Source organism: Streptomyces sp. NPDC026394 (assembly GCF_055567735.1).
The window spans coordinates 295172-321778 of the sequence record NZ_JBVHPX010000010.1; the positions used below are offsets into that span (position 1 = coordinate 295172).

Sequence of the window (26607 nt, forward strand, 5' to 3'; positions counted from 1 at the left end):
GGTCCCCGGGGACGGGGGGTGGGGATGTGGTGCGGGGACGGGGTGCGGGGGCCGCGGGGTCCGTACGACCGCGGCCTCGCCGCCCGGCCTCACACCACCGGCGCCTCCCCGCCCGGGCCCCACGGCCCCGGGCGCCACTCCACGAGCAGCAGCGTGGCATCGTCCCGCAGCTCGTTGCCCTGGTCGTCGACGATGAAGTGGATCAGGCGGCGCAGCGTCTCGAAGGCCAGCTCGCCACCGGCCGTGGCCCGGATGATCGTGTCGGTGAACCGTTCCAGCCCGAACAGCGCGCCGTTGGAGTCCCGCGCCTCGGTCACACCATCCGTGTAGAGCAGCACCCGGTCGCCGGGCTCCAGGTCCGCGACGTGGACGGTGCGCGGCTCCGGGCTCAGCGCGGCGGGGAGGCCCAGCGGCAGTTGGCCGGGCCGCTCCAGCGCCCGGTCGAGGACGGCGTGGCGGCGGATGAGCAGCGGCGGCGGGTGGCCGGCGTTGACCCAGCGCAGCCGGCCGTCGGCGAGGTCCAGCTGGAGGAAGACGCCGGTGGCGAACCGGTCGGGCAGCCACTGGCAGAGCGCCTGGTCGACGGTGTCCACCGTCTCCCTCAGGTCCGCGCCGGCCCGGCGGCCGCTGCGGCAGCCGGCCAGGGCGACGGACGTGGCCAGGCCGGCGGCCAGGTCGTGGCCCATCGAGTCGATGATGGCGGCGTGCAGCGTGTCCTGCGTCATGGAGTGGTCGAACGCGTCGCCGCCCAGCTCGTAGGCGGGTTCCAGCACCGCCGTGGACACCGCCTGCTCGTTGCCGATCGTGCGCGGCGGCAGGAAGGCGCGCACCATTTCCGCGGGCAGTTGCATCGGCTGTGTACGCGCCTGCCGTACGAACGTGTCGCTGTAGGCCCGTTTCGAGGTGATGACGGGGGCCAGCAGGGCGGCCAGAGCGCGGCAGCGGCGCATCCGCCCGCCGTCCAGCAGGTCGGTGCGTACCTCCAGTACGCCCAGCCGCTCCACCCCGTCGACCAGCGGCAGCCAGACCCGGATGCCGTCCTCCGGATCGTCGACGTCCTCCACCCGCATGGCCAGCGTGCGGTACGTCCATCCGGCGAGGGAGGCGTCCACGGAGAGTGAACGCTGCCCCACACCCATCGGGCACAGTTGCCGCTGCTGGATGTCCACCAGGTAGAGGCCGACGTGCCGCAGGCCGAGGGCCGCGGCGTGCCGGTTCACCAGGTCGGGCAGGTCCGTGGGGGCCGCGCGCTGGGCTTGCTCCAGCAACGCTTCGAGCATCCCGTAGCCCTCGGCGCCCGGATAGGCATCCGCAAAGGCTTCGCCGGCCATCGTGATCACCTCCTACCGCAGTCTCGCACCGCGCCCGAACCCCCGCCGTCCGGGCGACCCGGCGGCGCCCGTCGTTCCCCCACTCGGGTCGCGGGCCCCTGCGGCCGCCCCGTACGCCTCAGCGCGTACGCCACTCGTGCCCCGGCAGGAAGCGCACGTCGTACTGCCCGGGAACCGTCTCGAATGTGCCGGCCTCCGGGACGACCGGCTCCCGCGGCAGGCCGAGCTGCTCGGTGGGGACGCCGAGGTTCTCGAAGAACCGCTCGAACGTACCGCCGGGACCTGCGGCGACGCCCACGACCTGGCTGTGGTGACGTTCCATGCGGTAGGCGTGCGGGCAGTTCATGGGGACGAAGCCGAAATCGCCGGGGGTGAGCAGCTTCTCCTGCTGGTCGCCCTCGGTGTCCTCGACGAACAGCCGGACGGCGCCCTGAGTGACGTAGAAGATCTCGTACGTGTCGGTGTGCAGATGGGCCGGGATGAGGTCGCCCTTGGGGCCCTCGACGGTGAAGAAGTTGAAGGCGTTCCCGGTCTGCTCACCGCCGGCGTAGACGGTGATCAGGTCGCCGAACAGGTGGGCACGGTCCCCCTCGCCCTTCTCTACGAAGTACGGCCGGCCCGGTTCCGCCGGGATACGTGAGGTCCGGCGGTAGCGCGTGGCGAACTCGATGGTCATGGACCCTCCTGGAAGAGACACCCGACGTCAGGCAGCCTGACGTTCATCATGTCAGGTACCCTGACACCTCGACCGTCCGGGAAGCAACTCCTTCCGTCCCACCGCCCCCATCCCCTTCCTCCCCTCACTCAAGGCCCGGCCATGCCCACGTCCACGCCTCCATCCACACAGCCATCCGCGCCTTCGCCCCAGCCCTCTCCCCGCCGCAACCTCCCCCAACTGCTCGGCGACGCCCGGCGCTGGTTCGAGGAAGCCCTCCTGGCGGCCATGAACGCGGCCGGCGGCCCTCCGGTGACCTCGACCCAGGTCCAGCTCTTCGCAGTCCTGGACGCGGAGGGCACCACGGTCGCCGCACTCGCCCGCCGCATGGGCGTGACCCGGCAGACCGCACACCAAGCCGTACACGGCCTGGTGTCGGCCGGGCTGTTGGAGCAGGCACCGGATCCCGCCTCCGCACGGCAACGGCTGATCCGCCGCACCCCGGCGGGCGAGCGCGCACACCACCAGGCCGAACGCCTCCTCCAGGACCTGGAACGCCAACTCGCCGAGCGCATCGGCCACGACGCGGTCAATGCCCTCCGCGCAGCCCTGGAAACCCCCTGGGGACCGACCCCGACCACCTGACGACAGACAGCCGGGAAACCGGGCGAACCGGGGCGGTCACGATCCCCCGCGTTTTCCGCCGCTGGTCGCCCATTCCCCGCCCGGGCCCCGCGCCGGGAAAGGCCGCCCTCTCGGTTGCACAGCCCACCGATTCCGCGAACCACCGATTCCACGGCCCACACGAAACGACAATCGGATCGTGCGATAACACGCCCCTATCCTTCCTACCTCTACCCCCACCTCTACCCCTCCCCCTACCTTCTCCTCACCCTTCTCCTCACCCGGACCCCGCCCTTCCCGCCACCCCTCCCCCACCCGTCACCTGCACAATCTGGCGCGACCGCCACCGAAGTCGACGTCAGCCGGGCTCCCCGCCCCATCTCCCGCATTCCCCCGCCTCACCCTTTCGGCTCAACAACGGGCGCCCCCGCACCCCTCCCGCGCCGCAGAACGTTGATCAGTAAGTCGGAGATAGGACTTACTGAAAGAGGTATGACGTGCCCTGTCCCACCTCCCGTGCAGCCGCGATCTCCACCACGGCACTGACCCTGGCCAGCGCCCTCACCGTCACCGTGGCGTCCGCGCTCGACCACAACGACCGGCCCGCGCCCCTCAAGCGCCTCAACGCACGGGCCTATGACGCGTCGTTCGACGTACTGGCACGCCAGACCAGCGGCCTGAAGGCGAAGATCAGCGAACTCGACGGCACACCGGTGGCGGGTCTGCCGGTCAAGTTCACCGTGGCCGGTGAAAAGGCTCTCCTCTGCGAGGCCATCACGGACACCGACGGTTACGCCGAGTGCAAGAAATCCCGCCTCCCCCCGTTCCTCGCATCCGCCGTCAAACTGCTGACCGGGGGTTATGACACCAGCTTCGACGGCAACACCCGGTACGCCCCCTTCGCCACCCACAATTCCGTCGCCGTGGACATGCGCTGAACCCCTGACCCCCATCCACTACCCCGACACCCGTCACCCGCGGGTACGGGAGGCGGCGGGATAGTCGGGCAGAGCCACGGTGCTGCTGACTTTCTCGCCCAGCTTGAGCATTCCGTTCAGGAACAGGCGTCGGGACAGCAGGGCATTGCGGAGGCGTATGCCGATGGCGGTGCCGGGGGCGAGGAACTTTCCGGTACGGTCGCCGCCCACCTGGCAGCCCCTGGCGTACTTGCGGAGTCTGTTCTCGTACCGGGTGAAGGCCGCCCGGTACTCGCCCTGAGCGCGCGCGAGTTCGCCGGCCAGCACGTAAGCGGCGACCATCGCGGTTCCCGTACCCATACCGCCGATGGTGGCCCCGCAGGCGGCGTCGCCGACGAGGCATACGCGCCCGGTGGACCAGGAGTCCACGTCCGCCCGGCTGATCGAATCGAAGTACAGGTCGGGCGCCTGCTGAAGGGAGGCGAGCAGGCGGGGCACTTCCCAGCCGAGACCGGAGAAGGCGTCGCCGATCAACTTCTTCTGCTGCTCGGGGTCGTGCCGGTCGTACGTCAACGCCGGCGAGGCGAAGACCAGGAACGCCCCTGCCCGCGCCGCGTCCTGGTGGTCCACACCGATGGAGGCGAGCCGCCCCGGCACGTTGTAGCCGACCGATCCCTTTTCGAGCCCCGGACAGCCGCCATCGGGCAACTGCCATGTGGCGGCGTAGTAGCCAAGATGGCTGACGTAGCGCTCCTCCGGACCGAAGGCGAGACGGCGGACGTTGGAGTGCAACCCGTCCGCTCCGATCACCAGGTCGAAGTCGCGTGAGGCGCCGCTGCGGAAGTCGACCCGTACGCCGGAGGGGGTCTCGTCGAGGCTGCTGATCGAGTCGCCGAAGAGGTACTCGGTGTACCGGGCACTGCGCTCGTACAGCACCCGGGCCAGGTCTCCCCGCAGGACCTCCACCTCGCCGCCGGCGAACTCGGCGGGCAGCCGCAGCAGCGTTCGGCCGTCTTCGTCGACGAAGCACATCGGGCTGCCGCCGGTCTGGATGCGGCGCAGTTCAGGAAGCAGGCCCATGCGCTCCAGCACCGTCAGATGCGTCTCGCCACGGAAGTCGACGGCCTGCCCGCCCTCGCGCAGGGCCGGGGCCAGTTCGACGACGGTGGGGTTGAAGCCGTGGCGCCCCAGCCAGTAGGCCAGCGCCGGACCGGCCACGCTCGCGCCGGATATGAGGACGTTCCTGTTCATGGGCCCCTCTTCCGCAAAAACCGTGTCCGGCGGACACTGTTACTACTGTGTACCATAGACACAGTTAAGTGCGTGAGTGCGTGAGTGCGTGAGTGCGTGAGTGCGTGAGTGCGTGAGTGCGTGAGTACGTGAGTGCGCGAATGAGTGCGACCGGACAGGGCGGGAGCGGAGCGTGGGCAACGAGCACGCCGAGACGGTGCGACTGCTGTGGGGGCCGCACCCCAAGCCCGCACGGGGCCCGAGGCCGACACTCGACCTGAATCGCATCGCCCAGGCCGGCATCCAGATCGCCGACTCGGACGGGCTGTCCGATGTCTCCATGCAGCGGGTCGCCGCGCAACTCGGCGTCACCAAGATGGCGCTGTACCGCTACGTGCCGGGCAAGGCCGAGCTGGTCGCGCTGATGGTCGACGCCGCGATCGGCCCCTGCCCGGCGGCAAAGAGGGCACGTGCCGGCTGGCGGGAGCAGATGGAGGACTGGGCCTGCCAGTTGCTCGCCGTCTTCCGCCGACACTCCTGGGCGCTGGAGGCCACCATCGGGCCACGGGTCATGGGGCCCGGGGAGCTGTCCTGGCTGGAGCGCGCCGTCGACGCACTGGACGGTACGGGACTGACCGGCGCCGAACGGATGGACGCGGCCGTCCTGCTGGTCGGTCACGTACGCGGCATCACCCAGCAAGCCCGCGCGGCCGGCTCAGCGGGCAACCCCGAGGCTCAGCTCGGAGCCATCCTCGCCGACCTGATGCAGACGCGCGGCGACCAATTCCCCGCACTCACTTCGGCACTCGCCTCAGCAGCCCAGTCCGACGGGCAAGATCAAGCATGGGAGTTCGGCCTACAGCGCATCCTGGACGGCCTGGCTGCCCTCATCAACCAACGCACCCGATAACCCCCGCCCACACCACACCGCCCCCACCGGCCCAGCCCCCTCCTTCCCCTCTGACCTCCCACGTCTTGCCTCTGACTTCCCCCCCGCCTCTGACCTCTCAGAGGTCAGCCCTCAGCCCTCAGCTCTGCCCCCTCAGCCCTCAGCTCTGAGCTCCGACGAACTGCCGCCCACATAGGGCAGCCTGACCGGAACTACCTCCGGCCAAATCGCGCCCCCGCATGGGGCGGCCCCCCTCCCCCCGCCCCGGCCCCACCCCCACTTCCGCTCCCGCTCCCGGCCGGAGCCCGAGGCAGGAACTGCACGCCCATCAACCTGACAACAGACTCAAGCACTCCCCACGCTCAAGCTCGCGCACCGTCGCCCCCATCCAGCTCCCAGGCAAGCGCGCGGGCATCCGACACACGGCAGGGGGCAGGCGGCAGGCGGCAGCGTAGGCAAACAAGCGGCAGGCACAAGGCGCCAAGCTCCCCGCCGACGCCCCAACCAACCTCGCACTCGCCCCGGACCCCACGCCCTCGGCACACACCCGCCCCAGCTCCCCAGGAGCAGCTCCCCCGACGCCCGGAGCAGCTCCCGCCGCCACCGCGAAGCAACTCCCGCCGACACCCGGAGCACCCACCCCGGCGCCCCTGAGCACCTCCCGCCGGCACCCGGAGCAACTCCCGCCAACACCCCTGAGCGCCCCCACCGGCACCCATGAGCAGCCCCCGCCGGCACCCGGACCAGCTCCCGCGGACGCCCGGAGCAGCCCCCGCCGACCCCCGGGCCGGCTTCCACGGACGCCCGGAGCGGCTCCCGCCGGCGCCCGGCGGCTCGCGTCGGTCCCTTCGTAGCTCGCGCCGGTGCGTGCGCCCGTCAGGGTGTGTCGGGGGAGCGTACGGCGAGGTGTTTGAGTATGCCGGTGACCCGGTCTCGGGACTCGTCGGCCACGTCCATCGCCTCCACGCAGGTCCAGTACATCCCCTCCTCGTCCGCCGCGCAGACCACGCCCACCAATGCCTCGCACACCTCGCCGAGCAGCCAGTTCAGCCCTCGCAGGGCCGCCAGGGTGTCCCGTACTTCGGAGAGCTGGGCTGCCCGTGGCCCACCGATCCTCGGCGCGGAGATCAGCAGTACCGCGCTCGTCCTCCCTCCCGCATCGCCCAATCCCCGCGCCCGGGACCGCACTTCGTGCGGCCCGGATATCGCAAGATGGCTGCCCACCGCCTCGGCCAATGCCTGTGCCTGCCACGCCTCGACGACGATCTCCTGGACCGTCTGCGCCTGCGCCAGACCGCGCCGACTGGCCGCGATGATGCGCACCGCGTCCATCCGCGACCCCCTCCCTCAGACCACTGTCAGCTTCGCCGCACCTACCTGCCACTACCCAGCGTGAACTTCAAAGGCCGAAAAGGCCAGAGGAATTCGCAAATCTGTGGACAACCAAGACGATGTGGAAAGATCCTTCACTCCATAGAGTGACGATTGGCTCGTTCGGCCCCCTTCACGGGAAATCGTGTCTCATTACGTTCGATCTTCGCGGCCAGCGCCTGCAGCACATCGATGCCCAGGGCGTCGCAGAACTGCAGGAGGTACGCCAGTACGTCGGCGACCTCGTCCTCGACCCGCCCGGCGGCTGTCGCGTCGCTCATGACCCGTGCCGACTCCTCCGGTGTCAACCACTGAAAAATCTCGACGAGTTCGGCGGCCTCGACGCTGAGAGCCGCGGCCAGGTTCTTGGGGGTGTGGTACTGCTTCCAGTCGCGGGCCGCGGCGAACTCGGCGAGCCGCTTCTGCAGTGCATGGAGATCTTCACTCATGCTCCTAGGTGTAGCACCTGCACCTCGGGCAGCCCTTCGGCGGCCGACGCGTCCCGTACCGTCCCGAGCAGCCGGACGTGCCCGCGCCCGACCATCCGTACGGCGAGTTCCAGCAGCGCCCGCGCCTGCCGGCCGTCGAGACTCCGGTCCAGTCCGTCCACCATCAGCCCCAGCACCTGGCGGGCGGCGAGCACCTCGCCCGCCGGGTCCATGGCCAGCACCTCCGGGCCCGTGAGGAGCACCAGCGCGAGCGCGACGTAACGCAGCTCGCCGTCCCCGAGCTGCTCCAGCGGCGTCGCCGGCAGCCCGCCGCGCTCGACCAGTGCCCGTATGCCGACCGTGCCGCCGCGTTCCACCGGTTCGGCCCGAAGACCGGCGACCGGCCCGACGCAGCCGGCGCGCACCGCCTCGACCAGCACCGCGTGCCGCCGCGCGCACTCCCTGCTCGTCCGCCCCAGTACGGCGGGTAGGTTGTCGCAGGCGGTACGCAGCCGCCCGTCCCCGGCGGACCATCCCCAGCTTCCGCCGAACATGCCGCCGTCGTCCGCCACCCCCGCACCGCCGGACGCGGCCGCGAAGGCTTCCGGAGAGCCTTCCGGCGGGTCGCCCTCCGTGCGCGCGTCAGCGCATGAACCGGCGCGGGACGGAGGGCGGGAGGCGCTGCCGGAACCAGTGGCACCACGAGTTCCGGCAGCGCCGCGAGTCCCGGTGGTGCCACGGTTTCCTGGGACTCCACGGGGCTCAGCGGCGCCGCTCGGGTCGATGGAACCGCCCAGCCCGTCCGGCGGCCCACTCGGGTCGCCCGGCCCACCCGGCCCGCCCTGTCCGGGTCCGGCGGGCTCGACCGGTCCTGGGGTGGCGGCACGGGAGCCATAGCTGCCGCCGACGTTTTCGCGGCTTGCGCGGCCGGCACCGCGGGCACCGGCGGCGCGGGCTCCGGGCACGGCGCCGGCCGCACTCCCGGTCCCGTACCCGCTGCTCCCGGAGCTGCATCTGGTCGCCCCCCTGGGCCCCGGTCCGCTCGCCGCCTCCGTACCCGCCGCCGCGCCCGCACCGCACCCGCTCCCCGGCCCCGCCCCGCGCATCACTTCTGGCCGCGGATCGCACGCGAACACCGACCGCAGCGCCACAACCACCTGTTCCGCCGCCGCCAGCACGAGCCGCTGCCCCGCCGTCTTGCCCGCGACCCGTAACGGCAGCAGCGCCGTACCCAGACGGTCGTCGGGCAGCGGCGCGCGCGTCACGGGTGTCGCTCCGGCCGTGTACCAGGCGGCCTGCACCGCGCGCCGGGCAGGGTCCGTCAGGGCCGTCGACAGCAGGGTCTCGCCACCACCCGTCAGTCGTTCGCCGACGATGCGCAGTTCCGGCTCAGCCTGTACGGCGACGTCGAGCCGGACCGGGCCGACCGGGCCGTCGACCGTGCAGCCGATGCGGAATCCGCGTCTGCCCTGCCCGTCGGGACGCGCCCAGGCCGGTACGCACCCGGCCGCGCCTCCCGGCGCCGCCGCCACGGCCCGCCCGAGCCGGGCACCGCTGCCGAGCCGCGCGAGGATCTCGTACGCCTGCAGCACGCTGGACTTCCCGCTGCCGCTCGCGCCGGTCAGGAGGGTCAACGGGCCCAGCGGGAAGGTCGCGCCACGGTGCGACTTGAAGGCGGACAGACGTAATTCGGTGACCGCCGGGCGCACACTTTCTGTGTCCATACGAGGACGCTAGGCAACCGGCGAAAGCAAAACCGTTACGGCTGCAACGCCTTCCTACGATCGGGGTACGAGACCCGCCGGCGGCTCGGCGACCTCGGTGCCGACGGGCGCGAGCAGGAAGACGTTGGTGTCGACCCGGTGCATCCCGCTGGCGAGCCCGAAGACCACACCACTGGAGAAGTCCAGGATGCGTTTGGCCACGTCGGCGTCGGCGCTGCTGAGGTCGAGCAGGACGGGGATCTGCGCCATCAGGTACTCGGCGACCTCACGCGCGTCGGCGAAGGTCTGCACCCGGATGACGACGAACCGCCGCATCTCCTCGCCCGGTTCCTCGTCGGGCAGGGCACGGTGATCGGGCCACGAGGGCCATTCACTGCCGCTGCGAAGGGGAACGACCTCGGCGAGCCCTTCCCACTGTTCGTCGGTGGCGTCGGGCCCGTTCACCGAATCACCTCTCCCGGAGGGGCTGGACAACTTCGCTATCTGCATCGCGTAATTGTAGGGATAAACACATATACGTCTTCGGGTGCGACACACGGATGGCGTCACCCGGCTCCCATCCTGCACCATGACCACTGATCACCGCCGACCCCCCGGACATATATCCTGCGACGAGATCCCTTGGTCCTGTTCACTCCCTCTGTTACATAGGTCGGTCCCGTCATGAGCGTCGATCCTCCCGGCCGCGGGCTGCGCGGCCTGCGCGGGCTCCGCAAGCCGGCGAAGAAGCGGCCGGCCGCCGCGGCGCGAGCCGACTCCACGGACGAGTCGCCGGCGCCGGACGCCGGAGCCCCGTCCACCGGCAGTGTCATCAATGCCACTCTTTACCGCGACGGACATCGCCTCAGTACCCACGAAACCCTCGCCGACACCTTCCGGCACCTGCGCACCACGGCCGGCTCCATGGCCTGGATCGGCCTGCACCGGCCGTCGTCCTCCGAATTGGTCACCCTGGCATCGGAATTCGACCTTCACCCGCTGGCCGTCGAGGACGCGCTGGAGGCCCATCAACGGCCGAAACTGGAGCGTTACGGCGACACCCTCTTCGTCGTCCTGCGCGCCGCGCGCTACCTGGACGACCCCGAGGAGGTCGACTTCGGCGAACTGCACGTCTTCGTCGGCCCCGATTTCGTGATCACCGTCCGGCACGGTGGCGCCCCCGACCTGCCCGCCGTACGCCGCCGCATGGAAGCCGCCCCCGAACTGCTCGACCGCGGCCCCGAGGCGGTCCTGTACGCGATTCTCGACGCCGTCGTGGACGATTACGCTCCGGTGATCGCCGGTGTCCAGAACGACATCGACGAGATCGAGACCGAGGTCTTCGGCGGCGACCCGCGCGTTTCCCGCCGTATCTACGAACTGTCCCGCGAGATCGTGGAATTCCAGCGCGCGACCCGCCCCCTGAACAGCATGCTGGAAAGCCTGACCGCGGGCTTCGAGAAATACGGCATCGACGAGGAACTCCGCCGTTACCTGCGCGATGTCGCCGACCACGCCACCCACACCACCGAACGCGTGGACGGCTTCCGCCAGGCCCTCCAGGACATCCTCACCGTCAACGCCACCCTCGTGAACCAGCAACAGAACGCCGAGATGCGCGCCCTCGCAGAGGCGGGCTTCGAACAGAACGAGGAGATCAAGAAGATCTCCTCGTGGGCGGCCATCCTCTTCGCCCCCACCCTGGTCGGCACCATCTACGGCATGAACTTCGATCACATGCCGGAGTTGCACTGGGTGCTCGGCTACCCCTTCGCCATCGTCCTGATGGCGGTCGTATGTACTGGTTTGTACGTCATCTTCAAGCGCCGGGATTGGCTCTGAGCAACCGGCGTCAGCGCAGGTGTGCCGCGGGTCGAACGCCGCAGAGTGCGCGCGGCGCGCCCCCTTCAGGCCGCTGGGAAGAATCTGGGGAGATGGGCCCGTCCGGTCTCCGGCCGAGACAGCCGTGGACCGCACGTGACAGCGATCTGGGCCGGTATCGACGCCGGGAGACCCATCACCACTGCATGGTGATCGATGAAACCGGTAAGCGGCCGCTGTCCCGACACGTCACCAACAACGAGACCGCATCCCCGGTCGGGCGGTCAACAAAGCTTCTGAGGGCTACCGCGGCGATGGCAAGACCGACGCGAAGGACGCGGCGGTGATCGCCGGTCAGGCCCGCATCCGGCGCGACCTCGCCGTGTTGCGGTCAGGCGACGAGCTGGTGTCCGAGCTGAAGGTCCTCACCCGGCACCGCCGCGACCTCAGCGACGAGCACACCCGGACCATCAACCGGCTCCGCGGCCACCTCACCGAGATCTTCCCTGGTCTGGAGCGCGAGCTCGACCTGAGCGTCGGCCCCTGCTTCTCCTAACCGGCTACCAGGCCCCGGCTGCCATCCGCCGGGCCGGCCGCCGACGAATGGCCACCTGGCTGTGCAACCGCAAGGCCCGCAACGCCGACGAACTCGCCGCCAAGGCCGTCCAAGCCGCCGAAGGCCAGCACACCAGCGTCCCCGGCGAGGACATGACCGCCCTCGTGGTGCACTCCCTGGCGATCCGGATCAGGAATCGGCGGCCACAGGGGGCTGCCCCGTACGTGCGGGGACCGCGCCCCCGGCCATCGCCCCGCGGCCCGCCGCGGTCACTTCACCCCGAGCTGGGCGAAGAGTTCCGCCCGGGCACGCTCCGACTGGTCGAACACCCCACGGAAAATGGATGACGACATCGTCGAAGGCGTGCGGATACCACGCATGGTCATGCAGAGATGTTCACCCCGCCCCATCACGGCCAAGTCATTCGTCCCGGTGATGTCGGAGATCTCGTCTGCGATGTCGACCACGAGTCGTTCCTGTACCTGCAATTTGTGTGCGTGCTTGTGCGCGATACGGGCGAACTTCGAGAGTCCGAGCAGTACCCCGCCGGACTTGTAGGCCACAGTCAGGTCACAGCTGAACGGAAGCAAGTGGTGTTCGCACAACGACCAGACGGCCATGCCCGAGACCATGACCGTCTGGCCCAGGGTACTGCTCTCGAACAGGGTATCCACCTTTCCGGCGTCGTACTCCACGAACTCCTTCCACCATTGGGCATAACGTCGCGGAGTCTCGCGGAGTCCCTCGCGGGTCGGGTCCTCCCCGATTTCGATCAGAATCTGCCGGGCCAGCTCTTCGAGCCGGGCGGCGTCGACGGATACGTCGACCGCTTCCTGCCTTTCCCAGGCGGCTTTCACCATCACACACCCCTGCGGTTCCCCCACGCCTGCACATGGATACGGGTCGACATGTTCCACCGCCGGGCGACGACGGCGTCAACGAGCGACGACATATGGCGGGTCAGCGTCTCCTGGTCCTGTCCCTCCGGCATGATCCAGACGGATTCCAGGCCGTGGCGCGCGACGATGGCGTCGACCTCTTCGAGATCGGCTGGGCCACGGCAGACGAACTTGAAAGCCGCGCCACCGGTGGCGTTCAGGGCCCGCAACGCGACCGGTACCACCGTCCGTTCCGGCCCCATGCCGCTGTGCCGCAATTTGGGCGAGACGTTGAAGCGGGCTTGCGTCGCCGTCAATGCGGGCGATGGCGCGATGGTCCCGTTGGTTTCGATCTCGACGGATACCCCACTCTCCTTCAGCATGTGGCACAGGAGCGTCACGGTCTGCTGCTGCTGGAGTGGTTCACCACCGGAGATGACGACCAGCCGGACATCCATGGCCCTGAGCAGGTCCGCCACGTCGAGGACGTGCATCGCGTGCAATTCGGCCTTCGGATCGTACGCCGTGCCCTCGTTGCTCTGCCCCGTCCAGTCCCAGGTGTACGGCGTATCGCACCAGGTACAGGTCAGATTGCAGCCGCCGAGCCGGACGAAGGAACAGATGCGCCCCATGGAGGGGCCCTCGCCCTGAATCGTCGGACCGAAGATTTCATTGACGACGATCTTCCGGCCGCGCGTTGTCTCCTGCCGGCTCATCGCACCGCTCCTACTTCCCACGGTAGGTGGCCCAGGTCCGGGGCGTTTCCGATACCCGTACACAGCTCAGTTCCGGCAGCCGTTCGACCCACTGGTGATAGACCCACCAGGCCAAATTTTCCGCGGACGGATTCATTCCGGGGACGGCGTCGTTGAGGTGCTGATGGTCGAAGGTCGCGTCGAGCCAGTGCTTGAACTCGTCGAGTTCCCCGAAGTCGCGTACGAAACCGGTCTCGGTGAGTTCCGTGTCGTCGCAGCGGAGTTCGAGAACCACCAGGTAGTTGTGGCCGTGCATTCTGGCGCACTGGTGTCCTGCCGGCAGGGCGCCGAGCTGGTGGCTTGCGGAGAAGTGAAATTCCTTGGTGATCGCATACATGGGTGCAGCTCCGTCCGTTCTGGTCACTCGATACTCGCCAGGCCGTTTCGGCTGGCATGGGGTCGGCTTCGCCTGGTCCTTCTCGGCTCGCCGGAAGCGGAGTTCACCTCTGATATCGGGTCGGGTCGGTGAGGTCCGCTTCGGCGAACGCGTTCCGGCGGTCGTGGCAGGACGCGCAGCTTCCGCAGTGGAACCGCTCGCCCTTGAAGCACGTCCAAGTCTCGCGCCAGTCGACGCCGAGCTCCGCGCCCAGGAGCAGAACGTCGGCCTTGCGCAGGGTGAGCAGCGGGGCGGTCACCCGGGGTGGTGGATCAGCGAGCCCTTCCAGGGCTCGGGCTTCCATCGCGTTGAACGCCGTCAGAAACGCGGGCGAAGTGTCCGGCGCGGTGGCCGCGTCCTCGGCGAGGAACCCGAGACACATTTCCTGCGCTCCGGCCAGTACGGCATGGGCGTAGGCGACCGTCATAAAGACCGGGTTGCGGTTCGGGACGACATTGACGCTTCCGGTACGGGTGTAGTGCTCGTCGGGAACCGTGACGTCGGCGTCCGTCAGGGAGAAGCCACGCATCAGCCGGGAATAGCCGCCGAGATCGGCGATGGTCAGGTCGATGTTCAGCTTTCCGGCGGCCCGTCCCGCGTACTCCAGTTCCTTGCGGTGGCGCTGGCCGTAGTCGATCGCGATGGCGGATAGTTCTCTTCCCTCGGCCTTGCAGGCGTGGGCGAGCACGACGGAGTCGATGCCGCCGGACAGGACGACCAGCGTCTTGGCCGACGTCATCGGCCTTTCCCTTTCCGTTCGTGTCCGTACGTCGCTCTTTCCCGCGGGGGTGTCTTCCGCAGGCCGAGCAGCGTGGGCAGAGCGCACCGCCGCGGAGCAACCTGGTTGCTCGCGGTCACCCCGGGGTGGGGCCTGGTGAAAGTGTCGCTGCGGAAGTCAAGCATCAGAAGGTCCGTCCGCTTCCCGGTCGATATCGAGTTGTACGAGATCGCGCAAGCGGTGCATTCGCTCACGGACTTGGGCCGCGGTGTCACCGGACACCCACGCGCCCAGCGGGATATTGGTCGTACTGTCCGTGGTGGGGACCCAGTCACCGGGGGCATAGGCGACCAGTACCTTTTCGACACCCGGGCCCGTGGAGAACGCGTCCAGCCCTTTGATCTCCCGCAGGACTCCCGGGGCGCCCTCGTTGCGAACGGCGATCGCGCCGAAGACCGCGTCGAACGTGATGTGCTGCCCCAGCGCTTCCGGGCGCCGGCCGGTGCGGCAGTCGATATCGGCGTAGTAGGGGTTGAAGTCGCTGTGCGCCAGCCACATGTCCGTGACGGGGCCGCCGGCCAGGCGTGCGGCGACCTCGATCAGGTACACGCCGTCCGCGTTGCACTTCACCTCGGTGTGCCCGGGGCCGATACGTACGCCGAAGACATCCAGTACCTCGTGCGTAAAGGCGGCCACCCGGTCCCAGTCCGGGTCCTCGCGGTTGATCTGGACGTTGTTCCAGTAGGGGAAGTCGTAGTCCGAGTCGTCGGGCTGGGAGTAGAACCACATGTCGATGATCTGGTGCTGCCCGTCGTAACTCATGGTGTTCACCGCGATCTCCCGGCCGCGGATGTACTGTTCCACCAGCCACTTCCGGACCGGATCACGGAAGTGGTCGAACTTCACCAGGCGGCCCAGGCCGGCCAGCGCCGCATCGTCGGCAAGCAGCACGGCGCCGTGGGACCCGCCCCCATAGGTGTGTTTCACGATGGCGGGGAAGCCGACCTCGTGCGCGGCGGCGGGGATGTCCGCGATCGATGTGACCGACCGGTACCGGGGGATGCGCAGCCCCGCCTGTCCGGCCACCCGGCGCATCGCGTCCTTGTGGTTCCTGGCATAGGCCAGTTCCACACCGTTGCCGGGGAGGTGAAGCGTGTGGGCCAGACGGTCGGCGAAGTCGACGGACGCATCGCTGCCGGAGAGCACCGCGCGGATGTCGTCCCGGTACGGCTCCAGTTCCTTCAGCATCCCATCGAGGTCCCGGCTGTAGAGGGAGACATCGTCACCATCGGCATGGCACGGCCAGCGTTCTTCCAGCAACTCCTTGCTGAAGGAGTAAAGCGAAATGAGCCGGTATCCTCTGGCCTGGACCGCCCGTTTGTAATGGAGGCCGAATTTCACCGGGTTGAGGACGACGATGCTGGACATGGGGAGTCAACCTCCGTCGTTTCGAACTGCGATGACAAGACACCGAAGCTCCGGGCGTGCAAGCTCCGCGGGGCAGTGGGACGCTCGTTATGTCATCCGGCAGACGCCGCGGTGCGCCTCGGCCCGATGCGGCTCGCCCCCTGCTGCCTCACAGCCCGCTGCGCACGCCCGCCCGGGCGCGCTGTTACCGACGCACCTACCGCGCCCGCGCACAGGTTTCCTGGAGAGCGATAAAACAGAATTTTCTGTATTTATCATTCCCCGTCTTTCCCGGCCTCAATAGTCCCATTTATCGGGTCAGTGAAGGACGGTTTTTTCTGCAACCGTTCATGAGGTCGGGGAGTTCGCGGCGCGCACGCGCGAACACACCGCCGACGCCTCGTGGCCCCCCCCCGCGGACACCGGAGCCGCGCCATCAACCGCGCGTGGCACCGGAGCCGTTCGCGTCGGCCGTCAGCGGCTCCGCACGCGTCCGCGCGCCCCAGCCGAACACCGCGGCCAGCAGAGCCACCGCGGGCACCACGAGCAGTGCCGTCCCGCTTCCCCGGGCGGCTGCGAACTGCGCGAAGACCGCGGCGCCGACCGCGCCCCCGGCCAGATCGAGGCTGCTGAGCCAGGACATCGTCTCGGTCATCCGGCCGGGCGGCGCGAGTTCGCCGCCGATCGTCCGCAGCGTCCCGAACGTGGAACCGATGGCCAGCCCGGCCACCGGGCAGAGCAGCAGCACCATCTCCGGTGACAGCCGCGTGCCCAGGCACAGCACTCCCGTACCGAGGACGAAGACGATCAGGAGGACGAATGCCTTCGGCCCACGGGCCAGCAGGTCGGGTACGGCCCCCAGACCGAAGCTCCCCACCACGCTGCCGACGGACAGTGCGCCGAGATAGAGACCGGTGTACGCGCCGGCGTCGTGCTCCTTGGCGTACAGCGGCAGGAGCACGTCGACGGCGGTCACGGCGGTCACGAACAGTCCGCTCGCGGCCAGCAGCCGCCGCAAGGGGCGTGAGGCCAGCGGCCCCAGCCAGTGCCCCCGGGCGCCGGCGGCGGAGCGCGGCGCGGGCGGGGCGTCCACCAGCAGGAGGACCGAAAGCGCCGTCAGCGTCGCGGTGACGAAGAACGGGGCGACGGGCGACACCGACAGGCTCAGCCAGCCGGCCAGCACCGGGCCGGTGATCAGCGCGGCACCCATCATGGACGAATCCAGGGCCATGGCCGTCGTCAGCGTCGCCCCCTCGCCCGCCGAACACCACACCGCGCGCATCATGACCGCGACCGGCGGGGCGGTGGCCCCCAGGCCGACCGCGGTGATCAGGATCACCGGCGCGGGCCCCCCGTTCCGCACCATGAACAGCAGCAGCGCGGTCACCGTCAGATGGGCGGTAAGGCAGCCCAGCAGGACCGGTCGTGGCGCGTACCGGTCGATCAGCCGTCCGCGCAGCGGCGCCGTCACCCCCTGCCCGATCGCCGAACCGCTCACCATCAGGCCCGCGGTGCCGTACGAGTAGTCCCGGCCGACCAACAGCAGCAGGCTCAATGCGACCATGCTGGGCGGGAGTTTGGAGATGCTTCCGACGAGCGCGTTCCTCCAGAAGCCCGGGACCGCCATCAGGTCCCGGTAACTGGAGAGCACACGCCGTGGGGCACGGCCGTCCGGGGCGGCGGACACTTCCGGGGCAGCAGACATCGACTCGATCCCTGGTACGGAGGGGAGACGGACAGCCACCAGCCACCACGTTCGGGAGCGGCGGCCCGCAACGACGGTTCAGCGGTGGGCGGAGAGTATCGCGCGGAGATTCTCCGCGGCTCGGGCCGGCGCGTCCCGCTGGGGCCGGCTGTCGCAACACGGCGGCCTGGCTATCCGTCCGGCCACCGACGTGGCCGAGCCGCAGACGCCGCTCGCCGGACCGGCCGGACCTCCCGCGCAGGGTGTGAAGATCAGGATGATGAGGCGGGTGCCGGGTGAGGTGGTGGGCTGTGCCATGCACATCTTGACCCAGCCCGGACCGCTCCGCGCATGCTGCAGCGGACGCCTGTCCTCGTCCGGGTGGACGGCCACACCGGCGGTCTCGTAGAGGGGCGCCGCGCAGGGATCCGTCAGTACGGCCGCCTCGAACCGGCGCAGCGTGTTGTCGTCGGGGCGGGCGGCCAGATCGGCCCGCAGGAGGGGCAGGAGGTGCGGTGCCCAGGTGGTGGCCCAGTCGGTGAGCAGGGGCCGACCGTCGAAGAGCATCCACTGCATCGTATTGGTGGGGCGTTTCCCGTACGGAAAAATATCGGTGAAGGGCTGATTGTGGGCAAGAATGTTCCATGACGCGTCAATGACACAGGCGGCGTGGGTCATTCCGGCGACAGCCTCCTGCCACACCTGGGGCACCTCCTGCCCGGACTGCGGCGTGAGGGGCCTGGGCGGGTCGCCGATGCCGGCGTAGCGGCACAGGGCCACCCATTCCAGCTCGGAAAGCCGCAGCAGCAGGGCGAGATCCCGCAGAAAGTCCACGGGCGGATTCCGGTACTTGCCGGACTCCAGACGCTGATAGGTCCCCCAGCCCCGGTTGAGCAGGAGATCGACCTGGTGCTGGGCGAGACCGGGGGCACGTCGGCCCTTTCCCCTGGGCCGCGTGAGGCCATGGGATTCCGGCGCTACTGAGGCTCGCCGCTCCGTGAGGAGCAACCGCAGTGCCTCCGCGTTCATCTCCGTCCTCTCGTGATGCCGCTCTCCGGAGACACGTGACGCGGAGCGACCTCGAAGCGGCGTCAGTGGTTCCGGACAGCCCGATGAACTCACATCAATCAACTCCCCGACGGGGCGTGTCGTTCGAACCCCCCATGAGTCGCGCCGACGGAGCGACCGCGGCGATACAGCCATGCACCCGTCTGTTGGGATCCTCGCTGTCATCATCTCCTCCGACGGCCGCTCAGCCCGGGTAGTGAGGGCGCCGAGTCACTGTGGTGAATGATCCGGGTGAGTGACTCGGGCAGCTGAATGGTCCGTACGAGTGACGCCTGCGCGAAAGGCGTCACACGCTGCCGGCAGGTGCCTTCCGTGCGACGCCCGCGATCTCGTCGTACTCCTTCTGGAGGTGGCTCGGCCGCCCGGCCTGCACCGTCCAGAATCCGCCGATCCCGAGGAGCCCGTTCTTCTTGCGGGCAGCGAGTTTCTTCTCGAAAACCTCGCGCGGCACCCCTTGTGTGTAGCGGGCCTTGCCGAGGAGGGGCAGTTGAATGCTGACATTGGCCGCGGGGTCGCGCACCGTGCCCGGCGGGTCCTCCCCCTGCGCCACTTTCCGCATCGCTTCGAAGTACCTCCGCCGTAGCAGGGTGATGCCTTTGTCGCCGCGCCCCAGTTGCTCGACGGTTCGGTCCGCGAACGTTCCCTGTCCGATCCACGCGGCGAAATCCTGGTTCCCGGTGTGCGACGTGATGATGTCACCGGTCGCCGGGTCGGTGAGCGGGCCGTACCAGTACGGAATCGCGCTGGGATCCTGCCGGCCGGGCGGTACGTCGTCGGGGAGCACGGAGTACTGCCAGGTGAAATTGAGGGTGCGCCGTTCGTCCACCGGCACCCGGAACTCGATGGTGTTCCCGGAAGCGAGGGTGTAGGGCCACAGGCTGAGGATCCCGCCGTCGGTCACGTCGTTCGTGCTCGAGTAGGAACCTGTCGGGCGGACGTCGGGGACTTCCACCACCCGCCCGTTGACGAAACCGTGCTCGAATTCCAGAAAGTCGATCGACAGGTGCCGGGGTACATACGTGGGGGATTCCGGGTCGCTGCGTACGGCGTTCCCGTTCTGGTGCAGCCACTCGAAATGGACGGGGTCCATGCTGTTCTCGTGGCACTGGAACCAGTTGCACGGCAGTTCCGTCATGATGATCTCGACGAAGCCGTGCTCCCAGGTGAACGGCTCGAAGTCGGGCAGCAGCGGCGCGGGCGCGGGGCCGAGATAGGCCCAGATCAGCCCTCCGAGCGTGGTGGTGGGGTACGCGGTGACGCCGACTTTGTCGCGGAATCCGCCGGACGGGCCCGTCTCCTCGAACGGCTGACTCGTGCAACGGCCTTCGGAGTCGAATCCCCACCCGTGGTATGCGCACCGCATCACGTCACCGTCCACCCAGCCGATACCGAGGTCGGTGCCCCGGTGCGGGCAGCGCCGGGAGATCAGACCGTGGCTGCCGTCCGGCTTACGGAACAGGACGAGGTCCTCACCCAGCAGCCGTACGGGTTTGACACGACGCTGGGTCAGCTCCAGGACCGGCGCCACCGGATGCCAATATCTGCGCAGCAGTTCACCCATTCGCGTACCGCGTTGAACCTGGGAAAGGATGCGGTTCTTGTCCGCTGAGAGCATGGGTACTCCTTCGCTCACGACGTGCACAGAGTGGGGGCACCAGCCGGGCATCCGCTGTCAAGGCGACACCGTCGGGCCCCGGAAGAGAAGAAGAGCCGACGCGCAAGAGTGGGCACAACCCCGAAGCGCTGCCGCTCGGCCGCGGTATCGGAACACGCGGTACCTGGCTTGATGGAAGAGTGAGCACCTGTCGACCCGTACGGCGCGGCTTCGGTGGTGCGACGGCTGGAGGCACTGCGGCGTTGATGCGGCGGGTGGGGCGTGACGGTTGCCGGAGGAGGAACAGTTGTCGAAGCAGTGGAATGGTGCGCCTGGCGGGCATGGAAGTATCGGACCCTGTCCGTTCGTCATCTTCACTCGGTCCGGGCAGCGTTGTCCACGTGCATCTTTTACACCGAAGAAGTGACGGTCGAATTCGCCTTGCGCGTCCCGTGCGGAGTGTGCTGTTGCCACCTGCCTCCAACGGACGGGAGCAGATGCGTTTCTCCGACGAAGGGCGGCGCGCTTCCTCGGTTCACCCGTCAACTCTGCCCAGGAAGAGAACCCGAACCAAAAAGAGTGGATGCCCATTCGGCGTAGAACGCAGCGGTGGATAACGGCCGCCGGTCACGTGATGATGTGAGTGCCCTGGGACAAGGGCCCGAGGCGCCCACGATGGGACCGGGGCCAAGTCGCCCACGACCGGCCCGTCACCGGCCGATGCGTCCACCACCGACGGGTGGACAGCATCAGGAGCCCCGGCCCCTCACCGCTCGCCCCGCCTGCCCCCCCCACGCATGACATGACGGAGGAACCGGCCCACATGCCGACAGCGAACACCGACACCACTGATGCGGCATGCTTTTCAGCCGGTTCCTCGGGGCGGCCGCTCCTGCTGCTGGTAGGCAGCGGCAGCGAGCACTGGCGCGCTTACGTACTGCGGTCCATGGCGTCCGGATACCGGTTGCATTTGCTGTGCCCCGCGCCTCCCACCTGGGAAAAGCCCTACATCGATTCGTTCGGTGTGGTGGACACCCTGGACGTCGCGGCGATGACCGCCGCCGCCCGGGCCCACCCCGAGCGATTCGCGGGTGTGCTCACCTACGAGGAGACGCGCGTGGAGGCCGTCGCCGAGCTGGCGACCGTGCTGGGGCTGCGTACCAGCCCGCGCGAGGCCGTGAGGGCGTGCCGGGACAAGTACGCCGGCCGGAAGGCGCTCGACCGGGCCGGTGTCCCGCAGGCCCGGTCGGCAGCCGTCGCGAGTCTGGCCGAGGCGAGCGAGGCGGCAGCCCGGATCGGCTATCCGGTGGTGGTCAAACCCCGGGCGCTTTCAGCGAGTTGCGGAGTGACCTATGTCGGCGGCGAGCGGCAGTTGGCACGGGCCTACCAGCAGGCGGGCAGGATCTGGTTCGACGAGGTGCCCCGGTACGCACAGCCCACCCTGGTGGAGGAGTACCTCGACGGACCCGAGATCAGTGTGGAGGCGGTCTGCCGCGACGGGCAGGTCACGGCGCTGTTCGTGGCGCACAAGCAGCTCGGCTACGCCCCCGGGTTCCAGGAAGTGGGCCACACGGTCCGGGCGGACGACCCACTGCTGTCCGACGACGTTCTGCTCAAAGTGGTCCAGAAAGCCCACACCGCCGTCGGCCTGACCGACACGGTGACCCACACCGAGCTGCGCCTGACCTCCTCCGGCCCGAAGGTCGTGGAGATCAACGCACGGATCGGCGGCGGCCGGGTCCCGTACCTCGGCGGCCTGGTCACCGGATTGGAGATCGGCCGGATGGCGGCCGATCTGGCGGTCGGCGCCACGCCGGACTTCCGGACGTCCGGGGCCTCCGCAACGGCCGCGGTCCGCTTCCTGTATCCCGAAAGGGAGGTACGGGTCGAGTCCGTCGAGATCGCGATGGACCGGCTGCCGCCCGAGATCCGGGAAGTACGGGCGCTGACGGCCCCGGGCCGGGAGCTGCGGCTGTACCCGCCGGGAGACTCCCGCTCCCGGTATGCCCTCCTCGTCGCCGTCGCCGAGACGGAGCGGGACTGCACGGCGGCACTGGAGCGGGCGGCCGACGCGGTGACCCTGCACGGTACTCCGTTGTCCTGACGGGGCATCGACAACGGCGTCGGCCGGGCACCTGGTCGACGCGGGCTGTTCCCACGCCCCTGCAACTGCCCCGTCTTCTCTCTTGTCCCCGTCCCCGCGTGCCGCCTCCGTGCGGGCCGGTCCGGAACCGTAACGCAGTGGTGAGGTCCACAACCGTATCGAGAAACCAGGAGCACTCCATGCCAGAAGCGATTCCCGTGATCGATCTCCGGGACAGCGAACGAGGTCCGAAAGCGCGCGCCGAGTTCCTGAACCGGCTGCGGGCCGCCGTCCACGACATCGGGTTCTTCCAGCTCACCGGCCACGGCGTCACCGGCGCCGTCGAACTGCTCGACCTGACGCGTCGGCTGTTCTCCCTGCCGGAGTCGGAGCATGCGGCTCTCGACGTCCTCAACTCCCCTCACTTCCGGGGCTACTCCGCGATGGGGCGGGAGCGCACCCGGGGCGTCCCGGACCAGCGCCGGCAGCTGGACATCGGTCCCGAGCGCCCGGCGCGGAGCCCCGGCCCGGGAGAGCCCGCGTACCAGTGGCTGGTCGGCCCCAACCAGTGGCCGGCCGCCCTGCCGGAGCTGCGGCCGGCCGTACTGGCATGGATGGACCGGTTGACGAGCCTCTCGCACCGGATGCTCAGGCTCATCCTGGAGTCCCTGGAGACTCCCGAGGGCTTCCTGGACGATGTGGTCACCCCGGAGCCGCAGATCCATTTCAAGCTGCTGCACTACCCGGGGCCGGACGCCACGGCGGGCAGCGTCCCGAAGGGCGACGGCGCGGGCACCCACAAGGACTACGGACTGCTCACCCTGCTGGTGCAGGACGACAAAGGCGGGCTGCAGGTCGCCGTCGAGGACGGTCACTTCGTCGACGTCCCGGTCCTGCCGGACGCGTTCGTGGTCAACCTCGGTGAACTGCTGGAGGTCGCCACGCGCGGATATCTCAAGGCCACCGTTCACCGGGTCGTCCGCCCGGCCCCGGGGGTCGACCGGTACTCCATGCCGTTCTTCTACAGCCCTCGTCTGGAGGCATCGGTCCGGCCCCTGCCGAGCCGGTACGTCAGCGCCGCGGGCGGCGTGACGGTGGACCCGGACAACCCCCTGTTCGCCTGCTACGGCGATAACGTCATGAAGGGCCTGACCAGAGGGTTCCCCGAACTGATCGCCCGCCATCACCCCACCTGGTGACCGCTGCCGGACGGTGGACGTCCTGCGGCCGGCCGTCAGAAGCGGCACTGGCCCTAGGCGCTCGCGCCCTGACACCCCGCGCGCCCAGCCTGAGTCCTGGTCAGCCTCGTCACCCATAGCTTGTCCCGCTGGGCAGAGGACGAGTCCGAAAGAGCGAAGATGATGGGGGAAGACCGTCATTCGTCGACAGGGCCTGCCCGCACCACGTGAGGGTGCGCTCCGGTAGAAAACGGGCGCCCGCAGGACCAGGCATTGCGCGCTTCACCCACCGCGACCGAAGCCGTGTGCGGCCAGGGCAGACCGGAGGCCGCATAATCTGGCGCCTCACCGAGCGAAGGTCACGCCAGTAGTCACTGAGTGCCTCGTCCAGGACGGGCACGACTCCAACCGAGGAGCTTCTCTGGGGAGAAACTGGGGAGAACGAAGCTTGGTGGGACGCACCTGGGGAGAATCGGCTGCGTAAAGCTGAGCCACACGGAAAAGCCCTGAAAGATCCATTTGCCCTGGTCAGACTACCACCGCAACACAAGAGCCCAGGTGAGGGTCGCCCGGAAGAGGACTTTAAAAAGATCTCCTCCTGGGCCGCCATCCTCTTCGCCCCGACCCTCGTCGGCACCATCTACGGCATGAACTTCGACCACATGCCGGAGTTGCACTGGGCGTTCGGCTACCCGTTCGCGACCGTGCTGATGGCGGTGGTGTGTACGAGCTTGTACGTCATCTTCAAGCGGCGGGACTGGCTCTGAGCGATCGGCGTCAGCACAGGTGAGCCGCAGGTCGCAGGTCGCGAAAGCGCAGCAGCACATCTCCTTCAGGCCGCTGGGGAGAATCTGGGGAGAATGAGCTCAGCCGGCCTCTGGCCGAGATGCCCATGGAGCGCTGCTCACCCCGGCGCATCCGGCCCGGCGCCGAGCGCTCTGCGTCGGCAAGAGTGACGGCTGCGACAGTCGGAAGGGCACCTGGTTGAGCCACGTATCAATGGCCTTGCGCCCCTTGCCGTCGGCCTCGGGCACAAAGTGGGCGTAGTGATCCAACGTGATGGTAGGGCTGCAATGACCGAGCCAGCGCGTCGGCGTGACCACGGACTCGTCAGCTTCGAGAACCATCGAGGCACAGGTGTGCCGGAGGACGTGAAAGCCGTCCTTGCGGGTAACCTGCCACCGGCCATTCCCGCATGGGGATGACACCGGCCGCAGCCGGAGTTGGTTTTCAGACCTCGACGTTGAAGACGCCGGCGCGCACGGCGTTACCGTGCATCGTGGTCGACATCAGGGGGAAGGTTGCCGTCTCTCGCTCGGGCTCGGGCCCTTCCCAGGGCGACTCGACTTCGACGGCGGGATACTCCGCGAAGTGCTCGGCTGTCGAGCCGGAAGTCGCCGTGGGCGGGCCGGGCAGAGGCCCTGCTCCCGTCGGCGCGCAGTCGCCGTACGGCTAGGGTCAGTTCCTCGTCTGCTGGAGCAGCCGCCCCAGTTCCAGCCCGGCGAAGCTCGCGGTTCGGTGCCGTTCCGGGGGCAGCCCGGTGACGTGGGCGAGCGGGCGCCGTGCGGTGTCCAGGGGAACCGTGCCGGACGGGGCCAAGCGCGCAGTACGCCCAGGATCTCGCCGGTCCGGTGGGCGTGGCCGGACTCGAAGGCATCGTCGTCCGCGCGTTCCGCACCGGTCCGCGCGTCCGGCAGCAGGTCGAAGACGACGAGGTGGTCCTCCTCGCTACGCCCCAGGCAGCGCGGGCCGGTCAGTGCCGTCCCGGCCGCCGATGGGCTCAGTTCCTCGTGGGCGAGGCACCGTACGCGTGCCGGACTGTGCGGCCGGGCCCGGCCGCACAGCGCCGAGACCGTGGGTCAGCGGACGAGGCCGAGGACCTCGTCGCGCAGGGTCGTCATGGACATGGTGGTCGGTCCTTCGACGTTGAGGCGGAGCAGCGGTTCGGTGTTGGACGGGCGGAGGTTGAACCAGCAGCCGTCGGTGAAGGTGACGGTGAGGCCGTCGAGGCGGTCGGCGGTGGCGCCGCCGACGGCGCGGTAGGCGGCCTCGACCTTGTCGAGGGTACCGGGGATGTCGGTGACCTCGGAGTTGATCTCGCCGGAGGCGGCGTAGCGGGAGTAGTCGGCGACCAGTTCGGACAGCGGACGGTCCTGTTCGCCGAGGGCCGCCAGGACGTGCAGGGCGGTGAGCATGCCGGTGTCCGCCCGCCAGAAGTCGCGGAAGTAGTAGTGCCCGGAGTGTTCGCCGCCGAACACCGCGTCGTGCTCGGCCATGAGCGCCTTCATGAACGAGTGGCCGACGCGGGAGCGGACGGGAGTGCCGCCGTGCTCACGGATGATCTCGACGGCGGCCGCGGAGGTGATGACGTTGTGGATGACGGCCGCACCGGGGGCCTTGGCCAGTTCGCGGGCCGCGACCAGACCGACGATCGCCGAGGGCGGAACGGCCTGTCCTGTCTCGTCGATGAAGAAGCACCGGTCGGCGTCCCCGTCGAAGGCCAGGCCGATGTCCGCGCCGGTCTTCTCGACCATGGCCTGGAGATCGCGGAGGTTCGCGGGCTCCAGAGGGTTGGCCTCGTGGTTCGGGAAGGTGCCGTCCAGCTCGAAGTACATCGGCACCAGGTCGAGCGGCAGGCCGTCGAACACGGCGGGGACGGTGTGCCCGGCCATGCCGTTCCCCGCGTCGACGGCGACCTTCAGACGGCGGATGCCGCTGACGTCGACGAGGGAGTTCAGGTGGGCCGCGTACTCGGCGAGCAGGTCGCGGCGGGTGGTGGTCCCCGGGGTCACCACCGGCTCGGGGATGTCGTCGGTCTCCAGCCAGGTGCGGATGCGGGCCAGTCCGGTGTCCTCGCCGATCGGCGCGGCGCCGGCCCGGCAGAGCTTGATGCCGTTGTCCTGTGCCGGGTTGTGGCTGGCGGTGATCATCACGCCGGGCAGGTCCAGGCTGCCCGAGCAGTAGTACAGATAGTCGGTGGAGCCGAGACCCGCGTCGAGGACGTCCGCTCCGGCCTGGTTGGCGCCGGCCGCGAAGGCCTGCGCCAGGGCCGGGGAGGTGGAGCGCATGTCCTGGGCGATGACGATCCGGTCCGCCCCGGTGAGGCGGATGAACAGCGCGCCGGCCTTGGCGGCGATGTCGGCGTTCAGCTGCGCGGGGACCTCGCCGCGGATGTCGTACGCCTTCACGAGGCGCGAGTAGTCGGGCATGACCTGTCTCTCGGGATGTTCGGTGGGAGCGGGGGGGGGGGGGGGGGGGGGGGGGGGGGGGGGGGGCGGCGGCGGCCCCCCGGCCCCCCCCCGCCCGCCCCCGCGCGCGCCCCCCCCCCCCCCCCCCCCCGG

At 69.2% G+C, this 26607-nt stretch carries 22 protein-coding genes and 3 pseudogenes; 8 read left to right on the forward strand and 17 right to left on the reverse strand.

Annotation, left to right across the window (positions count from 1 at the left end):
- Positions 1–89: 89 nt before the first annotated feature.
- Together ACZ4QV_RS24080 and ACZ4QV_RS24085 are read right to left on the reverse strand one after the other, a co-directional pair.
- Positions 90–1331, reverse strand: a complete 1242-nt coding sequence (locus ACZ4QV_RS24080) for a PP2C family protein-serine/threonine phosphatase (protein WP_467763396.1) — start codon at positions 1329–1331, stop codon at positions 90–92.
- Positions 1332–1449: 118 nt separating this feature from the next.
- The gene (locus ACZ4QV_RS24085) at positions 1450–2007 is read right to left on the reverse strand and encodes a quercetin 2,3-dioxygenase (protein ID WP_361588873.1); all 558 of its coding nucleotides are present in this window, start codon (positions 2005–2007) and stop codon (positions 1450–1452) included.
- Positions 2008–2148: 141 nt separating this feature from the next.
- Between ACZ4QV_RS24085 and ACZ4QV_RS24090 the strand changes: the two genes are divergently transcribed.
- A complete protein-coding gene (locus ACZ4QV_RS24090; RefSeq protein WP_361151136.1) occupies positions 2149–2631 on the forward strand; it encodes a MarR family winged helix-turn-helix transcriptional regulator in 483 nt (160 codons plus the stop codon).
- A 476-nt stretch (positions 2632–3107) separates the two neighbouring features.
- Positions 3108–3548 (forward strand): hypothetical protein, encoded by a 441-nt coding sequence (locus tag ACZ4QV_RS24095; RefSeq protein WP_361151133.1) that lies wholly within the window; start codon positions 3108–3110, stop codon positions 3546–3548.
- A gap of 33 nt (positions 3549–3581) precedes the next feature.
- On the opposite strand, the gene ACZ4QV_RS24100 is transcribed toward ACZ4QV_RS24095, so the two are convergent.
- Positions 3582–4778 carry an FAD-dependent monooxygenase gene (locus ACZ4QV_RS24100; RefSeq protein ID WP_361151130.1) on the reverse strand — a complete coding sequence of 399 codons (1197 nt, stop codon included), beginning with the start codon at positions 4776–4778 and terminating at the stop codon, positions 3582–3584.
- A gap of 172 nt (positions 4779–4950) precedes the next feature.
- On the opposite strand from ACZ4QV_RS24100, the gene ACZ4QV_RS24105 reads away from it, so the two are divergent.
- Entirely contained in the window at positions 4951–5667 is a 717-nt protein-coding gene (locus tag ACZ4QV_RS24105) for a TetR/AcrR family transcriptional regulator (protein WP_361151127.1), read from the forward strand.
- A gap of 855 nt (positions 5668–6522) precedes the next feature.
- On the opposite strand, the gene ACZ4QV_RS24110 is transcribed toward ACZ4QV_RS24105, so the two are convergent.
- The 4 genes and pseudogenes from ACZ4QV_RS24110 to ACZ4QV_RS24125 form a co-directional block, all read right to left on the reverse strand.
- Entirely contained in the window at positions 6523–6978 is a 456-nt protein-coding gene (locus ACZ4QV_RS24110) for a DUF6099 family protein (protein WP_361616339.1), read from the reverse strand.
- Positions 6979–7112: 134 nt separating this feature from the next.
- Positions 7113–7466: a nucleotide pyrophosphohydrolase gene (locus tag ACZ4QV_RS24115; protein WP_030021704.1), complete on the reverse strand. Its 354-nt coding sequence runs from the start codon at positions 7464–7466 to the stop codon at positions 7113–7115.
- Positions 7467–8524: 1058 nt separating this feature from the next.
- Positions 8525–9169, reverse strand: a pseudogene (locus tag ACZ4QV_RS24120) (AAA family ATPase); the annotation flags it as partial.
- A 54-nt stretch (positions 9170–9223) separates the two neighbouring features.
- On the reverse strand, positions 9224–9658 hold the full coding sequence (locus ACZ4QV_RS24125; RefSeq protein ID WP_241268080.1) for a cell division protein SepF: 435 nt from the start codon (positions 9656–9658) through the stop codon (positions 9224–9226).
- A 174-nt stretch (positions 9659–9832) separates the two neighbouring features.
- Here ACZ4QV_RS24125 and ACZ4QV_RS24130 point away from each other — a divergent pair, with 174 nt between their 5' ends.
- Both ACZ4QV_RS24130 and ACZ4QV_RS24135 read left to right on the forward strand, forming a co-directional pair.
- On the forward strand, positions 9833–10990 hold the full coding sequence (locus ACZ4QV_RS24130) for a magnesium and cobalt transport protein CorA (RefSeq protein WP_361616338.1): 1158 nt from the start codon (positions 9833–9835) through the stop codon (positions 10988–10990).
- Positions 10991–11125: 135 nt separating this feature from the next.
- A pseudogene (locus ACZ4QV_RS24135) lies at positions 11126–11707 on the forward strand (IS110 family transposase); the annotation flags it as partial.
- 87 nt (positions 11708–11794) lie between these two features.
- Here ACZ4QV_RS24135 and folE read toward each other — a convergent pair.
- The 8 genes from folE to ACZ4QV_RS24175 all read right to left on the reverse strand — a co-directional run bounded on the left by folE (position 11795) and on the right by ACZ4QV_RS24175 (position 20026).
- Positions 11795–12385 carry a GTP cyclohydrolase I gene (folE, locus tag ACZ4QV_RS24140; protein WP_361616336.1) on the reverse strand — a complete coding sequence of 197 codons (591 nt, stop codon included), beginning with the start codon at positions 12383–12385 and terminating at the stop codon, positions 11795–11797.
- Positions 12385–13119: a 7-carboxy-7-deazaguanine synthase QueE gene (locus ACZ4QV_RS24145; RefSeq protein ID WP_361588862.1), complete on the reverse strand. Its 735-nt coding sequence runs from the start codon at positions 13117–13119 to the stop codon at positions 12385–12387. Before ACZ4QV_RS24145 ends, folE begins: the two co-directional genes overlap by 1 nt.
- Before the next feature lie 10 nt (positions 13120–13129).
- Positions 13130–13495: a 6-pyruvoyl trahydropterin synthase family protein gene (locus ACZ4QV_RS24150; protein WP_361160944.1), complete on the reverse strand. Its 366-nt coding sequence runs from the start codon at positions 13493–13495 to the stop codon at positions 13130–13132.
- A gap of 103 nt (positions 13496–13598) precedes the next feature.
- Positions 13599–14273: a 7-cyano-7-deazaguanine synthase gene (locus tag ACZ4QV_RS24155; RefSeq protein WP_361160941.1), complete on the reverse strand. Its 675-nt coding sequence runs from the start codon at positions 14271–14273 to the stop codon at positions 13599–13601.
- A gap of 156 nt (positions 14274–14429) precedes the next feature.
- Positions 14430–15680, reverse strand: a complete 1251-nt coding sequence (locus ACZ4QV_RS24160) for an ATP-grasp domain-containing protein (RefSeq protein WP_361588855.1) — start codon at positions 15678–15680, stop codon at positions 14430–14432.
- A 415-nt stretch (positions 15681–16095) separates the two neighbouring features.
- Positions 16096–17364, reverse strand: coding sequence for an MFS transporter (locus tag ACZ4QV_RS24165; protein WP_361616333.1), 1269 nt, complete (start codon positions 17362–17364; stop codon positions 16096–16098).
- Between the two features lie 78 nt (positions 17365–17442).
- Positions 17443–18177, reverse strand: coding sequence for an MmyB family transcriptional regulator (locus ACZ4QV_RS24170; protein WP_361160934.1), 735 nt, complete (start codon positions 18175–18177; stop codon positions 17443–17445).
- Positions 18178–18697: 520 nt separating this feature from the next.
- Positions 18698–20026, reverse strand: a complete 1329-nt coding sequence (locus ACZ4QV_RS24175; RefSeq protein WP_361616331.1) for a Rieske 2Fe-2S domain-containing protein — start codon at positions 20024–20026, stop codon at positions 18698–18700.
- 802 nt (positions 20027–20828) lie between these two features.
- On the opposite strand from ACZ4QV_RS24175, the gene ACZ4QV_RS24180 reads away from it, so the two are divergent.
- From ACZ4QV_RS24180 to ACZ4QV_RS24190, 3 genes and pseudogenes are all read left to right on the forward strand, one after another.
- On the forward strand, positions 20829–22109 hold the full coding sequence (locus ACZ4QV_RS24180) for an ATP-grasp domain-containing protein (RefSeq protein ID WP_467763397.1): 1281 nt from the start codon (positions 20829–20831) through the stop codon (positions 22107–22109).
- A 179-nt stretch (positions 22110–22288) separates the two neighbouring features.
- A complete protein-coding gene (locus ACZ4QV_RS24185; protein ID WP_467763398.1) occupies positions 22289–23287 on the forward strand; it encodes an isopenicillin N synthase family dioxygenase in 999 nt (332 codons plus the stop codon).
- Positions 23288–23841: 554 nt separating this feature from the next.
- Positions 23842–24033 (forward strand): annotated as a pseudogene (locus ACZ4QV_RS24190) (CorA family divalent cation transporter); the annotation flags it as partial.
- Positions 24034–24724: 691 nt separating this feature from the next.
- Here the strand turns inward: ACZ4QV_RS24190 and ACZ4QV_RS24195 are convergent.
- Positions 24725–24865: a hypothetical protein gene (locus ACZ4QV_RS24195; RefSeq protein WP_361880530.1), complete on the reverse strand. Its 141-nt coding sequence runs from the start codon at positions 24863–24865 to the stop codon at positions 24725–24727.
- A 260-nt stretch (positions 24866–25125) separates the two neighbouring features.
- The gene (locus tag ACZ4QV_RS24200; RefSeq protein ID WP_361636434.1) at positions 25126–26475 is read right to left on the reverse strand and encodes a phosphomannomutase/phosphoglucomutase; all 1350 of its coding nucleotides are present in this window, start codon (positions 26473–26475) and stop codon (positions 25126–25128) included.
- Positions 26476–26607: the final 132 nt, after the last annotated feature.

Bases quoted from the DNA above. Each gene is read 5' to 3' on its own strand.
- ACZ4QV_RS24080 (WP_467763396.1), bottom strand. From the start codon at position 1,331: ATGGCCGGCGAAGCCTTTGCGGATGCCTATCCGGGCGCCGAGGGCTAC.
- ACZ4QV_RS24085 (WP_361588873.1), bottom strand. From the start codon at position 2,007: ATGACCATCGAGTTCGCCACGCGCTACCGCCGGACCTCACGTATCCCG.
- ACZ4QV_RS24090 (WP_361151136.1), top strand. From the start codon at position 2,149: ATGCCCACGTCCACGCCTCCATCCACACAGCCATCCGCGCCTTCGCCC.
- ACZ4QV_RS24100 (WP_361151130.1), bottom strand. From the start codon at position 4,778: ATGAACAGGAACGTCCTCATATCCGGCGCGAGCGTGGCCGGTCCGGCG.
- ACZ4QV_RS24110 (WP_361616339.1), bottom strand. From the start codon at position 6,978: ATGGACGCGGTGCGCATCATCGCGGCCAGTCGGCGCGGTCTGGCGCAG.
- ACZ4QV_RS24115 (WP_030021704.1), bottom strand. From the start codon at position 7,466: ATGAGTGAAGATCTCCATGCACTGCAGAAGCGGCTCGCCGAGTTCGCC.
- ACZ4QV_RS24125 (WP_241268080.1), bottom strand. From the start codon at position 9,658: ATGCAGATAGCGAAGTTGTCCAGCCCCTCCGGGAGAGGTGATTCGGTG.
- ACZ4QV_RS24130 (WP_361616338.1), top strand. From the start codon at position 9,833: ATGAGCGTCGATCCTCCCGGCCGCGGGCTGCGCGGCCTGCGCGGGCTC.
- folE (WP_361616336.1), bottom strand. From the start codon at position 12,385: ATGGTGAAAGCCGCCTGGGAAAGGCAGGAAGCGGTCGACGTATCCGTC.
- ACZ4QV_RS24145 (WP_361588862.1), bottom strand. From the start codon at position 13,119: ATGAGCCGGCAGGAGACAACGCGCGGCCGGAAGATCGTCGTCAATGAA.
- ACZ4QV_RS24150 (WP_361160944.1), bottom strand. From the start codon at position 13,495: ATGTATGCGATCACCAAGGAATTTCACTTCTCCGCAAGCCACCAGCTC.
- ACZ4QV_RS24155 (WP_361160941.1), bottom strand. From the start codon at position 14,273: ATGACGTCGGCCAAGACGCTGGTCGTCCTGTCCGGCGGCATCGACTCC.
- ACZ4QV_RS24160 (WP_361588855.1), bottom strand. From the start codon at position 15,680: ATGTCCAGCATCGTCGTCCTCAACCCGGTGAAATTCGGCCTCCATTAC.
- ACZ4QV_RS24165 (WP_361616333.1), bottom strand. From the start codon at position 17,364: ATGTCTGCTGCCCCGGAAGTGTCCGCCGCCCCGGACGGCCGTGCCCCA.
- ACZ4QV_RS24175 (WP_361616331.1), bottom strand. From the start codon at position 20,026: ATGCTCTCAGCGGACAAGAACCGCATCCTTTCCCAGGTTCAACGCGGT.
- ACZ4QV_RS24180 (WP_467763397.1), top strand. From the start codon at position 20,829: ATGCCGACAGCGAACACCGACACCACTGATGCGGCATGCTTTTCAGCC.
- ACZ4QV_RS24185 (WP_467763398.1), top strand. From the start codon at position 22,289: ATGCCAGAAGCGATTCCCGTGATCGATCTCCGGGACAGCGAACGAGGT.
- ACZ4QV_RS24200 (WP_361636434.1), bottom strand. From the start codon at position 26,475: ATGCCCGACTACTCGCGCCTCGTGAAGGCGTACGACATCCGCGGCGAG.